At 55.8% G+C, this 14807-nt stretch carries 9 protein-coding genes and 2 pseudogenes; 6 read left to right on the top strand and 5 right to left on the bottom strand.

What is annotated here, in order from left to right; genetic code table 11:
• Nucleotides 1-595: 595 nt before the first annotated feature.
• A complete protein-coding gene (locus BRAD3257_RS33160; RefSeq protein ID WP_122405338.1) occupies nt 596-1798 on the top strand; it encodes an alpha-hydroxy acid oxidase in 1203 nt (400 codons plus the stop codon).
• Nucleotides 1799-2580: 782 nt separating this feature from the next.
• Nucleotides 2581-3300, top strand: a pseudogene (locus tag BRAD3257_RS33170) (DDE-type integrase/transposase/recombinase); the annotation flags it as partial.
• Between the two features lie 291 nt (nt 3301-3591).
• Here BRAD3257_RS33170 and BRAD3257_RS33175 read toward each other — a convergent pair.
• A complete protein-coding gene (locus BRAD3257_RS33175) occupies nt 3592-4950 on the bottom strand; it encodes an LLM class flavin-dependent oxidoreductase (RefSeq protein WP_122406887.1) in 1359 nt (452 codons plus the stop codon).
• Nucleotides 4951-5345: 395 nt separating this feature from the next.
• Between BRAD3257_RS33175 and BRAD3257_RS33180 the strand changes: the two are divergent.
• Nucleotides 5346-5585 (top strand): annotated as a pseudogene (locus BRAD3257_RS33180) (IS110 family transposase); the annotation flags it as partial.
• 697 nt (nt 5586-6282) lie between these two features.
• Nucleotides 6283-7266, top strand: a complete 984-nt coding sequence (locus tag BRAD3257_RS33185; RefSeq protein WP_122405339.1) for a 2-hydroxyacid dehydrogenase — start codon at nt 6283-6285, stop codon at nt 7264-7266.
• A gap of 485 nt (nt 7267-7751) precedes the next feature.
• Here the strand turns inward: BRAD3257_RS33185 and BRAD3257_RS39495 are convergent, their stop codons facing one another.
• The gene (locus BRAD3257_RS39495) at nt 7752-8024 is read right to left on the bottom strand and encodes a hypothetical protein (RefSeq protein WP_145987080.1); all 273 of its coding nucleotides are present in this window, start codon (nt 8022-8024) and stop codon (nt 7752-7754) included.
• 555 nt (nt 8025-8579) lie between these two features.
• Nucleotides 8580-9782 carry a glutamate 5-kinase gene (gene proB, locus BRAD3257_RS33195; protein ID WP_122405341.1) on the bottom strand — a complete coding sequence of 401 codons (1203 nt, stop codon included), beginning with the start codon at nt 9780-9782 and terminating at the stop codon, nt 8580-8582.
• A 707-nt stretch (nt 9783-10489) separates the two neighbouring features.
• On the opposite strand from proB, the gene ccrA reads away from it, so the two are divergent.
• Nucleotides 10490-11776, top strand: coding sequence for a crotonyl-CoA carboxylase/reductase (ccrA, locus tag BRAD3257_RS33200; protein ID WP_122405342.1), 1287 nt, complete (start codon nt 10490-10492; stop codon nt 11774-11776).
• Nucleotides 11777-12297: 521 nt separating this feature from the next.
• Nucleotides 12298-13050, top strand: coding sequence for an enoyl-CoA hydratase/isomerase family protein (locus BRAD3257_RS33205; protein WP_122405343.1), 753 nt, complete (start codon nt 12298-12300; stop codon nt 13048-13050).
• A gap of 61 nt (nt 13051-13111) precedes the next feature.
• On the opposite strand, the gene BRAD3257_RS33210 is transcribed toward BRAD3257_RS33205, so the two are convergent.
• Nucleotides 13112-13516, bottom strand: coding sequence for a helix-turn-helix domain-containing protein (locus tag BRAD3257_RS33210; protein WP_160118908.1), 405 nt, complete (start codon nt 13514-13516; stop codon nt 13112-13114).
• A 252-nt stretch (nt 13517-13768) separates the two neighbouring features.
• Nucleotides 13769-14617: a DDE-type integrase/transposase/recombinase gene (locus BRAD3257_RS41850; protein ID WP_283809913.1), complete on the bottom strand. Its 849-nt coding sequence runs from the start codon at nt 14615-14617 to the stop codon at nt 13769-13771.
• Nucleotides 14618-14807: the final 190 nt, after the last annotated feature.

The raw sequence follows: 14807 nt of genomic DNA on the forward strand, positions 1-14807 counted from the left end.
AAATGCACGCTTCGAGCGAGTGCGGCGGCTCACGCTCGACTTGGCTAGAAAGAAGATTTGGATGATCCAGCAACTGTGCAATCTCGCTGACCTGGTTAGAAAGAAGTTCCTGCACGTTTGCCTGCTCTTGGAGATGTGGGACGGGACTGGCTCTCCAGTACGTCGGCATGTCTGGTGCTCTAGACGACGTTATGCAAAACGTCCTTCCGAGTAGAGAGACGCGATTTGGAGGCTCATCTGTTGTACGTCTGACGATCGCTTCTAGATGGCTCATTTTCTCAAGGAATTCGACGATCGCGCCCCGAATTGAGGTGTGACGAGAAGTACGGCAATCACTTTGCGCAGCTTATGCGTTGGCGGGTCGATCGGCCCATATGCTTAGTCAGCGGAAGGACCATGAGGCCTCTTCACGAGATCCAACCATCTTATGTCAACGCGATCGGGATGCCTACTTGGCCGACCAGTTGCTGTGATTTGCGCGAATGCAGCACAATAGCGAGTAGCCGAATAGAGAAACTCACAGCGAAAAGCCACATCCTCACCGCCAAGTTGCGGCAATCGACAGCTCCACGTCCTATGCAGGGAGAGATTCTTCATGAAGGCATTGCGCCCGGTCAGCGTAGATCATTTCAAGCAACTGGCAAACGACTACCTCCCGAAATTCATCTCCGAATACATTGATACCGGAGGGGGCAGCGGACTCAGTCAGCAGCGCAATTTGGCTGCCTTCGATCGATATACATTTGTCCCACGCAGTCTAGTTGAGGTCACCCCAGTGACTACCGATCGCACGATTTTCGGCCGAGTATATTCCCTTCCGTTCGGTATCTCTGCGATGGGAAACATCGGTTTCGTGCGGCGGCATGCGGATCAGATCCTCGCAGAGACCGCGCGCGACGCCAATATTCCCTTCATCCTATCTGGCATGGCAAACGCCTCCATCGAAGAGATTGCTCGGCTGGCACCTGATCATTTGTGGTATCAGTACTACATGCCGAGCGATCAAAGGGTCGCTATTGACGTGATCGGCCGGGCGCGTGACGCCGGCGTCTCCGTACTGGTTGTGACAGTCGATTTCCCAGTAACGCCGCGCGGATCGGACCGGCGCGGCGTATCGGTCACGACCGGCCTGGACTGGACTATGTGGCGGGTAATTCTGTCTGATATTGTATCCCATCCGCGATGGACCTTCGACTTTTTGAGAGGCGGGAACGCACCACGATTGGAGGAATGGGCGCGTTATCTCCCGGAGGGCAGCAATAGCCTGGATGTTAGGAAGTATTTTGCCAGCATATGGCCGCTGAATCTTTGCTGGTCGGATTTGGAGTGGATAAGGCGTGAGTGGACCGGCAAGCTCGTTATCAAAGGTCTTTTGCATCCAGATGATACGGCGCGCGCTTTCAGCATCGGCGCGGAAGCGGTCACAATTTCAAATCACGGGGGTAACAAGCTTGACTGTATCCCCGCCTCTATTGACCTGCTTGCGGAGCCTAAGCCCCAGCTTGCAGGCGACGCGACGACAATCTTTCTTGATAGCGGTATCAGGAAAGGGTCTGACATTTTGATCGCTATGGCGCTGGGGGCGAAATTTTGTTTCATCGGTCGGGCGGCGCTCTACGGGCTGGCGGCGGATGGTGCTCGCGGCGCCCGCCGGATCATCGAAATACTGTCTTCGGAGATCGAGTACACTCAGGCAATGATCGGCGTAAGCAGTAGTGATCAGCTGTCACGAGACATGCTATTGCAGGACGGGCGGCGACTCGAGCGGCCCCAAAACTGTCGACGAGAGGCCGGATGAGAGCGAAGCGGCTGACCGCAGTGTACGCATAGGCGAAATTAAGGATTACCCACGTTTTTTGAGGTGCAGTGAGCCAAAAAACTTGCGTCGCCAGAATCGCTTGTGATTCTTTGATGAGCACCTGATTCAGGAGGGGGTGCTCTAATGGGACTGACTTCACGCGCCCGGGATGAGAAGGCGCATCGGTTAGCGTCTGACGCGGTGACCTGGTTTGACCGTGAAGCTGCGCTGTGCGAATTTCAGGAAGCTCGACTTGCCGAGAGATTTTGCACTCTGCCCCTCAAAAATGTCGGTAATTGTAAGTTTCGTCGGATGCGTACGCGTATCCGTGGGATCTCCGTTCCGACGCGGGAATGATTTGAAGCGCATCCACACGGAGAAGTGGCGTGGCCTTCCGGCACAATGTGCGGCATGACGAAGTCATCGTCACCCTGGGGCATCACAAGCTATACAAATTGTTGTCGAGGCTTAGATCAAGCCCGGCGATGTCGTACTCACCGAGGATCCATCCTGCTTAGGCACACCGCGCACGTTTTTTGTAGTGGGTGCAAGCGTCCTCCAGCTAGGTATGAAAGCAGAAGGTGTCGGTCTGAACAAGGTCGAAGCGACGTTGCTGAGCGGGCCCCGCGTGAAACTTTTCTATACATCCCCGGGATCTCATAACTCGGCTCGCCGCGAATTGTCGCGCATCCATATGGCCCATCTGCCAGCCCAACACGGCCTAGGTGTTTAGTCCCACGCTTTGATGGTGCATTCTTGACGCACGATTCGAAGGATGCGCTATGGGACAGGTTTTACACGGCTGCGCCACCACGACGGAGGCAGTCCGTCGAGAAGAGAGCCTGAGAGGTCTCGCCAAGCGTCATGAAATCGACCAGAAGACTGTCGCGAAGTGGAAGCAGCGCGAGACCGTCGCCGATCGTTCGACTGGTCCCAAGGAAGCCAAGTCGACAGTCCTCTCCTCGAGGAGGAACCGATCATCGTCGCTTTCCGGCGGCACTCGCTGCTGCCACTCGACGATTGCCTCTATGCGCTGCAGCCGACCATCCCGCACCCGACGCGGTCATCCCTACATCGCCGCCTCCAGCGCCACGGCATCAGCCAGTTGCCGGAGGTTGAAGGCGGCAAGCCCTCGAAGAAGAAGTTCAAGGCTTACCCGATCGGCTATTTCCACATCGACATCGCCGAGCTCCAGACCGCTGAAGGCAAGCACTACCTCTACGTCGCAATCGATCGCACCAGCAAGTTCGCCTTCGTGCAGCTGGTCAGGAAGACGGGAAGGACCTCAGCCTCGGCCTTCCTCGAAGCTCTGATCGCGGCCATCCCCTACAACGTCCATAGTGTGCTCACCGACAATGGGATCCAATTCACCTTCCCGCCGCGCTAGGCGGCTGAAGACCCTGAAGGGCCTCACACCCTACGAGTACATCTGCAAATGCTGCGCTTCCCAGCCCGAAAGATTCAAACTCAACCCGCTCCAGCAAATGCCGGGACTAAACACCGAGCGTTTGTCCAGGATCTTGTCTATGCAGAGTTGCCCTATAATGGTGCAGTTGATTTGTTGGCATCCGTCGGCAATATGGTTAAACATTGACGGCATGTCTAACATTGCCGGACCCGCACTGGTCACGTCGCGCGTGGTCCCGTTCTCTCCCCCAATCGATGACCTTGTTCCTAAATGCGTCGGTCACCGGCTTACCCACCTGGCTTGATGGCTGTTGTCTCGCGTCGTTACTTGAGGGAGCACTGCGCTCGCGAACCTTAGCAGAAGCCAGCTTCCGCTAGGATCCTTTTCACCGACGCCCCGTTGGACCCGCCTGCGCGAAACGATTGAGTGGCCGCGTGAGGCCGAGGTTCTCCCTTAGTGTCTTTCCGCGGTATCTCGATCTGAACTTGCATCGTCGGCGTAGTTCGGGAACGACGAGATCAACGAAATCCTTGAGTCCGCCGGGAACCGTAGCCGGCAATACGTTGAATCCGTCTGCCGCACGCTGATCAAATGTATCCACCATGACGTCGGCAATTTCGTCCGGTGTTCCAACAACCATAAGATGGCCCCGGCTGTCCGACACCAAGCGGATCAGCTGTCTCCAAGTGAGCTTTTGCCTAGCGGCCAGCTCAAGAAGCAATTTTTGACGGCTTCGAATTAAGTTCGTCTGCGGCAGAGCCTCCGGAACCAATGAGTCGAGATTGATTGACCGCAGGTCGGTGACAAACCCCAACCAACGATCAGCCAATGCAATCTGAACGTCGAGATGCGTGTCCGATTGCAGTCTTTGAAGCTTCATCGACGCTTCTTGTTTGGTCCTCCCGATGATTGGCAGAATGCCCGGCATGACTAGAACCTCGTCGTCTTTCCGACCGACTTCGCGCGCCTTCTCTTTGAGAGTAGTGTAATATCGCTTCCCATTTTCCAAAGAAGGTTCGGCCGTGAATACCACCTCGCCGACTTCTGCAGCCAGCGCTATTCCGGCGTCGGATGTGCCGGCCTGAACCAACACGGGATAACCCTGCGGCGGCCTGGAGGTATTCAGCGGACCTCTAACTGATAAATAGTCCCCTTCGTGGTTAAGCAAATGCAGCTTCTTGGTATCAGCAAAAATGCCACTTTGCTTGTCACGAATGAAAGCGTCGTCCTCCCATGTGTCCCAGAGACCTTTAACAATTTCTACAAATTCTCTCGCTCGGGCGTAGCGAGTATCATGGTCCGGAAGCTCCGCCTCGCCGAAATTTTGAGCCTCGAACTTAAATCCTGAGGTGACAATGTTCCAAGCCGCACGCCCCCCCGACAAATGATCGAGTGAGGCAAGCATGCGTGCAAGATGATAAGGCTGATGGTACGTCGTCGTCGCTGTCGCGACAAGCCCAATGTCTCGCGTTCTCGCTGAAAGAGCCGAGAGCAGCGTGAATGGCTCGAACCCATCATTTCGACTTGCACGAGCTATGCTCACGTCATCTTGCTCCACCACGCTCGGGCTATCGGGAAGAAATACGAAGTGAAACGCCGCGTCTTCGGCAAGCGCTGTCAAACGAGCAAAATGTTCTACGTCAACACCGCCGTTCGCGGGCACGCCTGGGTCGCGCCACGCACCTTCGTGGCATCCCGCCTGTAGGAGCATCACTCCAAGCTTCATTTCCTCATTGCGACGCATGCCGTACCTCCTTTTAAACTGCACTACTCTCGCGAGCCGCGTTCAGCTAATTCGTCATTTCCACTAGGGCAAAGAAACCGCGAACCTCAGACGCAGTCTCTTTGCAGCCAGCATATTTGCGATCGGCCCCTGACACGTCCACTCCTCTAAGGCCGGATTTGAGCCAGCGCACGATCTCTGCACGTGGTGAGCCGTTGGGATTGCGGGTGATGTCGCATGCTGAGATTGTTGGAATGAGGCGTCGACCGGCTCAAATGCTGATTGCCTCATAGGTGGCATGCCCCTGTTATGGACATCAATTCCTAGCATTGGTAGTTGCTTGAAGAGCACATTGTTGGATCCGCAATGGGAAAGCGTGAATTCGCGGTTAAGCCACAACGGACGTTTGAGTGCCGCGCTATTTGCGTTGGCTCCAGGAACAACAGTTCGATTACCCCGCACATCAGATCGCGCTACAAGAAATGGTCGAAGCAGTTCGCGTCGCCAGAGGCCGGGTCGACCGGCTCGAGCGCACGATCGAAGAGTTCGTCTCGGCCTGGTCTCTGGAGCCTCTCGTGCGGGCGCTCCAAACATTGCGCGGCATCGATCTGATTGTCTCGGTGACATTCGCGACCGAACTTGGCGACGTGAGCCGCGGTGTAGGGCGAGCCACCTCATCGTCAGAGACGGACATACGGTCTTACGGTACCAACCGAGGTGGCCGGCCTTCATGGTCCGATCAGGCTCGACGGCGGATCGGCGGCGGAATTCGCGTTGATCAGACGAAATGCCAAACGCCTCGACCCGACGATGAGGACGCTTGCCTCGGCTGAACTGGTGCACAGTGCGGTTGAATTTGCCTGTCATCGAGCGGAGCGGCTCTGACCGCGGGAAACCAAGCCAAACCGTTTAAGCGCCATCACAAGCGTTTGCACAGCTTAAGCATGCACTGGGACAGTGCATTCTGATATCCACAACGACAAGCAGCAACCGTCGATCTGCGGTCAACAATCGGCTAGACATCGGCGCGACGCTACGCCACCTCCCACACGAGGCGGTTTATAATCGGGCTATGCCGGACTTTCCGCCTGCGACCGCAAAACGCGTCACTACCTCGGTTTTGCACCACACTTCCAGCGACGTTCGAGCCCGCAAGTTGCATGCAAACACACACGCCTGTTTGTTTTGCGACGCATGTTAGACTCCCGACTCGTGCTAGCAAGGATTGCAATCGCGCTCAGAGAGCTCTCTATACCCACGTCACGAGACAGCCACGTGCAGCGGCAAGGAATTTGCATTGCACGTTAGGCGGACAAAGCTGTCCGGCGATTGAATCGTTTGAGGAGATTCTGCATGGCTTCAATCGAGAATACGCCACTGAACCGCCTGAACGTCGAAAGGCGGCTACGCTGCGTGCTCATCTCGAGTCGACTGGATTTGCGACGTTATCTTGGCATGGAGCTTTCGTTCATTGCTGATCAGCTCGATCTGGTCGATCAGGAAGAGGATGGTCAGGCCGATGTTTGCCTAGCGATGGCGTGGCACCCGCAGGATGATGCGTTTTCCCGCTACCCTAATCTGAAAGCAGTGTGTTCCATAGGTGCCGGCGTCGACAATATCGTCCGCTGTCGGAGCCTCAGGCCTGAGATCGATGTGGTCCGCGTCGTTGATCCCGGACAGGCGCGTATGATGGCGGGTTTTGTCACCTGGCACGTGATTGGGCACCAGCGCGGCTTCGCCGACTATTACGAGCAACAGCGCAATCGTGTTTGGCGACCGCGTCCGCAACGCAGCGCCGACAGCGTGCCGGTCGGCATTCTGGGCCATGGCCAAATCGGCGGCAAAGTCGCGACCGATCTCGCTCTTCTCGGATTTCCGGTGATGTGCTGGAGCCGAACACCCAAATCCATGTCCAACGCAGCTCGGAGCTACCACGGGCCCCGTGGACTTGCCGCAATGCTCGAAAATACGGAGGTACTGGTCAATACCCTGCCGCTCACGCACGAGACCCGAGGCATTCTCGACGCGCAACTTTTTGCAAAAATGCAGCGCCGCGGTTACCTAATCCAGATCGGCCGCGGTGAACACCTCGTGGAAGCGGACTTGCTAGCGGCGCTCAATAAAGGTCAGCTGGCGGGGGCGGCACTCGACGTTTTCGCAACCGAGCCATTACCGACTAGCCATCCGTTCTGGACGCATCCTAGAATAACAGTTACGCCACATGATGCGAGCGACGTCAGTGTACGCGCGGTCGCGACCACGCTACTCGCGACCGCCGACGCTATCCTCGCTGGCAACAGGCCGCCACATGCCATTGATCGCGCCCGCGGTTACTAGGCGTTGACGGAGGCGATTCGACCAACAGCGTCCAACCAATCGTGCTCTACACGACGGCTTGCGGCAAACAGTCAAACAGGCTCGTTCGAACATCTAATAGAGTGCGCACTTAAGCGAGGGCGATCTCCTACCTGAGCTGGGAGGGCCGCTTGCCGTCAGCTTTATGTAGTGTGCGTCACTTGGAAGATCCGTCCTGCGGCGTTTCAAGATTCCGCGAAAGGAGGTACCATCTCCCAAGCAACTGAGAAAAAGGTCTAATTTCAGTCAGATGCCTTGTCTCGACCAAAGGCTGGGCACCATTGACGCTCAAAGCTCACCTACGTAAGCTCGTGGTAAACCATCGATCAATTCGACATTATGTCGTTACCAGAAGATTGGAGCATACCGTGCTCCTGGTCGCCGATTCTCAGCTTCGGCTCCTCGCCCCCAATCCGAGACTCATCGACCACGAGAGACTTCGTGGACAACCCGTCAACGAGACGCAGTCAAATTTCATTGTTGCGTTGAGCTGCGGCACGATCGATCACGACTCTTGCAATTATCTTAAGGCAGCCGTCCGAGTGCGCGATTTCCAGTACCGACACATTATGCCCGCCAAGGCTCTCGAAGATGATCAATCGGTTGCGAATGGCAAACGGAAGGAACAACTCTTGAGCATTCTTAATTTGCTGCGCTACGCAGAGGCCGAGATCGCTGAGCTCCACCTCGACACATCTAAGGTGCTTTTGGGAGCCGCAATCGCCGATGTCGCTCAACATTTGGAGTAACGCGACAGCGGTTGCGAGCTCTAAGGAGAATTCGCCTCACCGCTCCCACCACCAGAACTGAAAATGGATCTGATGGTCAAACACATCGCAGAAACGGCAAACGGCTTTGTCGCCTTACCAATTGGGATAAGTCACGACTCACCTTCCGCGAGTAAGCCGAAGGGACGTTTATCGTGAGTCCATACGATTGCTAACTTGACATCACTCAAAGGGTTGCTATCCACACGTAGCCCGCGTCAGCATCGACACTGTCGAAAGCCCTGGACCGACAGCAGCACCGCTCAACGTTTTCGTCTGTGCGGCATTACCATTTTCTGAGGCGATCAGATCTGGCGCCTCCATCACTTGTGTCTGGTGACCTCCGAACCAACGTTCTACATCGAGCTCCGGGTGGCGATATGGGCATCTCGCGTGTTGCCCACAAGCCGGCATATCTCGTGCGGTCTGCTGTGTCGGCCGGATTCCGATGCGAGCAGATACAATCTCAATTTAATTTCTCCGATTCAGACGCAACTGGAGCCGTGCACTCCCAACTGATGCCGTCGTTCAGTCGGTAAGTACCAAGTCATCACTGTGAACGATCAGGTCAAGACTACCAGCGGTTAAAGGCCATCCAGTACCCAGCCCGGACCGCCGCGTGATGCGGCGGATTTCTGCGCTGGAGTAGATTGAAAGACCCCGAGCGACTTCGTGACCGCAGATGTCTCGTATGACGATAGCATCACCACGACCAAAGTCGCCGTCGAACGATCTCACTTCCGGGATGCAAAGACCCTCGCCTGACCGCAATTGGTTCACTGCAGCATTGTCAACAACAAGGGCACCGAGCGGCCTTAGCGTGGTTGCGATCCGCGTCTTGCGGGCGACACGTGCTGCGGTGGAGGGACGAAACCAGGTACATTGACTACCGTCGTCAATCGCTGAGAGGGGGTATGGATCACGGCCATCTGCAATAATCATGGTGCATCCGGAGGCAAGTGCCATCTTCCCGGCGACGAGCTTGGTGACCATCCCGCCGGAGCTATAACCAGATCGTGCACTACCGGCCATCTGTTCAATCTCCGCGGTTACGTTATTCACATCTGTTATTAAAGTGGCGCTTGATGATTCGTGCGGATCTGCCGAGTAAAGGCCAGCCACGTTGGATAGGAGCACCAACGTGTCGCCTTCAATCAACCGCGCTGCGCGGGCCGCAAGGCGATCATTATCACCGAAGCTCGCTATGTTCCTCGCAACAGCGTCGTTTTCGTTGACCACGGGAACCGCCTGCAAAGTCAGAAGTCTGATCAAGGTCGCGCGGACGCCGGCCATGCGCTTTTTCTCTGTCGTATCGTCCAGGGTGAGTAGAATCTGCGCCGCAGTCAGCCTATGTCGCGCGAATGCTTCTCTGTAAGCTTTGGCCAGTTGAATTTGCCCAACTGCGGCAGCCGCTTGCCACTCTGTCTTCCGCAGCGTCTTCTGGTGTAGATCGAGAGCATATCTTCCAACAGCAACGGCGCCTGACGAAACCACAGCAACGTCTTGGCCACGCCCACGAAGCCGCGCGACGTCATCGGCTAACATCTCAAGCCACGGCTCTCTAACTCTGCCAGTGGCTTGGTCGACGATGAGAGCTGAACCAATCTTCACGACAATCCGCCGCGCCGACTCAAGCTTCCGGGAAGTTGGTCGGAATAGACGCTCGGACTCCCGGTGCCCTCTTGGTGCTTCGCTAAGCCGAATGAACCGCCTGATGTCCTCTTTAGCCATAGCTTGGCCCCGCGCAGGTTGCTTAATGAACGATAGGCAGTATCTTGGTCTGGCTCATCGCCAATGTTGTTTCCTCTGCCCAAGTTTCGGCTTCAGTCTGAGCGCCACTCTTTTGACTCTTATGAATATTTGAAGGCGAGACAAGCATAAAATTCTTATGTTATGTGTGCCTCAGTTTGACTATTCTCATTATAGGTGTAGGCTTTGCCAAGCGATGCAAGCCGTCAGTTGAGAAGCAAGCTACCAAAGGGGACTGGCTTGCTTCGCTCACTCGGATGATGTGATCGTGCGAAGCTTGTTCGGAGACGAAGAGCCGTCCCGTCATTGAGAATCGGAGGAGAGATGCTTCTGATCGACACGTCGAAGAATCAGCTGGATTTTGCTGCCCTGTGCGCCCTCCACGAGAAGCGATCTAACTCGTCGCCGGTCGATTTGGATCGAAGCAAGTTCCTTTGGCCTCTTCCTGTTACTGCAAGGCACAGGGTCAATTGACTTTCGTCGTGCAGCTCGAGGGCTGGGACATATCGTACCGGGTAACCGCTCTTCAGAGCGCGAGGCGGTGACGGCTGCAAAGATACTGCGGGTGGTCGCCCGCAATGGTCTACCTAATCATGTCGCGCCGGAGGCGGTATCTGACGTTCGACGACGCGGGTTGATCGGTTGGATTGACGGGGCGCTGGTCAATCTTCACTTCCATCGAGGTACACATGAGCGAAATCAATCAATACAACAGCCGATCCGCGACAAACCATGCCCAGACGGTCACGAAGGATCTTTACGAGATTGGGGAAACTCCCCCATTGGGTCATACACCGAGACACATGTATGCTTGGGTGATACGCCGGGAGCGGCACGGAGATCCGGAGATTGCAATGCAAGTGGAGGTAATCGATACTCCTGCCGTTGGCCCGGACGACGCGCTCGTCATGACTATGGCGGCGGGGGTAGGCTACAATGGCATCTGGGCGTCGCTCGGGCAGCCAATCTCGCCGTTCGACATTCATGGGCATTCTCATCACATCGCTGGCTCCGATGCGGCGGGAGTTGTTTGGGCTGTCGGAGATCGCGTGACGAAATGGAAGGTGGGTGATGAGGTGGTTATTCATTGCCATCAGGACGACGGCGATGACGTAGAGTGCAACGGCGGCGATCCTATGTTATCGCCGTCTCAGAGAATTTGGGGTTACGAAACTCCCGACGGATCCTTTGCGCAATTTGCGCGTGTCCAGTCGAGTCAGTTGTTACCTCGGCCAACTCACCTTAGCTGGGAGGAGAGCGCCTGCTATGCGGGCACGCTGGGGACTGCATACAGGATGTTGTTTGGCCATGCCCCGCACGCCATCCGACCAGGTCAAAACGTTCTAGTGTGGGGTGCTGGGGGCGGGCTCGGCTCAATGGCGGTCCAACTCATAACCGTAACTGGGGCCAACGCGATCGGCATCGTTTCAGATGAATCGAAGCGGGACTACGTGATGTCGTTGGGGGCCAAAGGCGTGATAAATCGAAGAGAGTTCGACTGCTGGGGTCGACACCCCAATATCGATGAGACCTCCATATACAGCGATTACATGAAGGAAGTACGTCGCTTTGGGAAAGCCATTTGGGAGATTACGGGAAAGGGCAACGACGTAGATGTTGTCTTTGAGCATCCTGGAGAATTGACATTTCCCGTCAGCTGCTATGTCGTGAAACGAGGCGGAATGGTCGTATTCTGTGGTGGAACCTCAGGTTACAATCTTACCATGGATGCACGCTTTGTCTGGATGCGGCAAAAGAGAGTTCAGGGCAGCCACTTCGCAAACCCATATCAGTTGTGGGAGGCAAACCGACTCGTTCTTGAACGGCGTATAGATCCATGCCTATCAGAAGTATTCACGTGGCCCGAGATTCCGCGCGCACACACAAAAATGTGGAGAAACCAGCACCAGCCCGGAAACATGGCGGTTCTTGTCCAAGCAGGCGTAGCGCAGCCTGGTGTTGAGGGCGGTGGCTAATCACGTTGGGACGGGTTGCCAATGCGGTTTTGCAGCAAAGTCGGCGGTCGATTGCCGATCGTGCCCCGGATCACTGACCTTACACTGCCGTCAACATCGTTTCTTATTCTTAGCGCAAAGCTGCCCTCTGGGACTGATGCTCGCCATTTTCCATGTCCATGACGGCAAGGTTTGCTGCAGGCCGGCAACGGCTGGATCGCGCGGGGGTTCGCCCGTCGATCAACGCCCATGAACGTACAGAGCCCGATCTCTGATCCGTCTCTGCTCACATTTCAATATGCCATATCCTGAACGATCTCTGTAGTACGGCGATCCAGATCTCACGTACAGACGCGGGGGAGTTCCGCTGTTGTTGTCACGCGCTATAGTCTTGAGCACGCCGTCCACACCACTCACACGTTTTCTTAATATCGGTGTGCAATGTCGTTGAGCAATTCTCTCGATAGATGTATAAGTCATTCCCAGATCGAGACGGCGAGTGAGGACGCGGCCTCACGGCAAGCAACTGATCAGGAGACACCATGGCCATTCTACAAACAGAAGCTCGGGGTTCTGTCCTGGTCGCGCAGTTCAATCACCCCAGTGCTCAGAACCCAATGAGTCTAGAACTCGAGAACGCCATTCGCTCTGTATGCCAAGAGACAGAGGATAATGCTGAAATTCGGGCTCTAGTTTTGACCGGCGGGAATGATCGATCGTTTTGCGCCGGCGCTGATTTTAACGAGGTGGCGCAGCTTTCCGGACGCGAGGCGGTTGAAGCGGCTATTGACAGGTGGATCGATTTCTACTCCACGATACTCAACATCACGAAGCCGACTATTGCCGCAGTCGGTGGTTACGCAATTGGCGTCGGTTTCCAGGTCGCGCTATCGTGCGACTGGCGCATCGGATCGCCGGGAGCCAAGTTGCTTATGTGGGAATTGAAGCACGGTATCGCATGTCCAATCGGCAGCTATATGCTTGAGAATTTCGTCGGCCGAGCAGCCATGTCTGATATAATTTATGGTTGCGAGCCCATTCCGACTGCATGGGCCCTAGACCACAAATTATTTCATGAAGTGGTCGATTCGAATCTTCTTCTGGAGAAGGCAGTCGCGCGAGCTCAGTTTCTCGCTGAGTTTCCGGAAGTCACTTTTCGGCGAACGAAAGCGTTGGTCAATCAGGGCTTGGTCGCTGGATTACACGATATTGCGCTTGACGCGAAGGAAGCACACGTCGCCGGCGTCGCGAGTAGCGCCGCCCAACCACACTTTAAGCGTGTATTAGGACATTAGCCGGAGCGATGATACGCGGTCATAACGCGCGCTGGCGTCAGTCGGAGCCGAAAGCTCAAGTCTATCGACTTCCGCTCGACTTTGATAGTTTGGCAACCAGCGAAACAATGTCTGTTCGAGCACCTTCGTCCTTGATCTTTATGAAGGCTGTGACAAGCTCCAGCACTTGTTTTTCCAGTTTGCCTTTTTTCGGGCCAATGATAGTAGAAATGTCAGAGAGTGACGACGGCCGTCGCTGCGTTTTGCGCTCGTCGACGTCGAAGAAGTGTGAGATGGGTGTGTTCAGCGCCTGGGCAATTTCGTAAAGCCGACTGGCCGGCACTCGACTTGTGCCGCTCTCGTGCTTCTGCAGCTGCTGAAAAACTATATCCAATCGACCCGCGAGTTCCTTCTGACTCAGGCCGATTCGCTTTCGCTGATTGCGAATGCGTTCACCAATTCTCGCATCCATATCACTGTATGTCACGGCTAAGTCCGGCCTTTTGATTGTCAACAGCTTAGATCGTGACATTTTCAAATAGTTCGTTTAATCAAACAAGTCGAAAAATCGAACCCGGATGGTCACCTCAAATTCCCCCACCTGTGGAGGAGGACAAGAGGCTATTAGGTTGACTGGGTCTTGCGTGCAAGGGCTTCGGCGGTTTCCTTGAGGACGGTAACTACGGCCGTCAAACTCGAAGGTGACAATGCTGAATGTGGCGGTGAAGGGTCGTCGTGCTCATGGTGTTGTCGCGGAGATAAGCGTTCCAATCCTGCACGACGCGATTAGACGTGACGATGACGCGCGGTGCAATTTGTAGCGTTGAAGGATCAGATTCTGCGGCAAAGTGCCAGCTGTTGTGGCTGTAGAGATGTGGGCAACGCGCAGCGTTGTCCAAGCTTCTCGCTTGCGAGAAGCGTCATATCCACAGCCTCTTCGCCGAATGCGCCGTTTACACTGGCCCGCCAGACCGCCATCGGCGCGCGGTCTTCCAGCGCCTGATGAGGGCGCAGGAAATTGTAAAATTCGATCCATGGGGCGATTCCGGCTTTGCCTCGTGGCGATAATCCTTGAGATAGATGTCCTCGTATTTGAGGGAGCGCACAGCCGCTGGATGAACACGTTGTCCATCCAGCGCCCGCGACCGTCCATCGAGATCCTGACGCCGGTGGCGGCCAGCGTGCCGGTGAAGGCGACGCTGGTGAACTGGCTGCCCTGGTCGGTATTGAAGATCTCAGGCCGGCCGAAGCGTGCCAAGGCCGCCCCTTCGAGCGCAGACACGCAGTACGATGTGTCCATCGTGTTCGACAGGCGCCAGGCCAGCACCGCACGGCTCGCCCAATCGATGATCGCCACCAGATACAGAAAGCCCTGGCCGATCGGCACATAGATGATATCGGCCGCGCACATTTGATTCGGCCGATCGATGACCATATGGCGCAAGAGATACGGGAAGATCTTGTGTTCCGGCACCGGTTTTGTGGTTTTGGGCTTTGGTCCCAGCGCCGCGATGCCCATCTTGCGCATCAACCGCTGCACGCCCTTGCGATTGATGCGACACCCTTCGCCATTGAGCATCGCCATCATCCGCCCGCGAGCCCAGGAACGGCCAGGCCGTGAACAGCTGGTCGATCCGCCGCATCAGCTCAACGTCGTTGTCATTGGCCGGCCGCGGCGGCCGATATACGCTCGATCGCGCAACGCTCAGCAGTTAGCATTGCCGGCGGATCGATAGACTCTCATGATCGCACTGAAGCAATTCTCGACGATCCGGCGC

This window comes from Bradyrhizobium vignae, from assembly GCF_900324035.1.
In the GTDB taxonomy this organism is placed as follows: Bacteria; Pseudomonadota; Alphaproteobacteria; order Rhizobiales; family Xanthobacteraceae; genus Bradyrhizobium; species Bradyrhizobium vignae.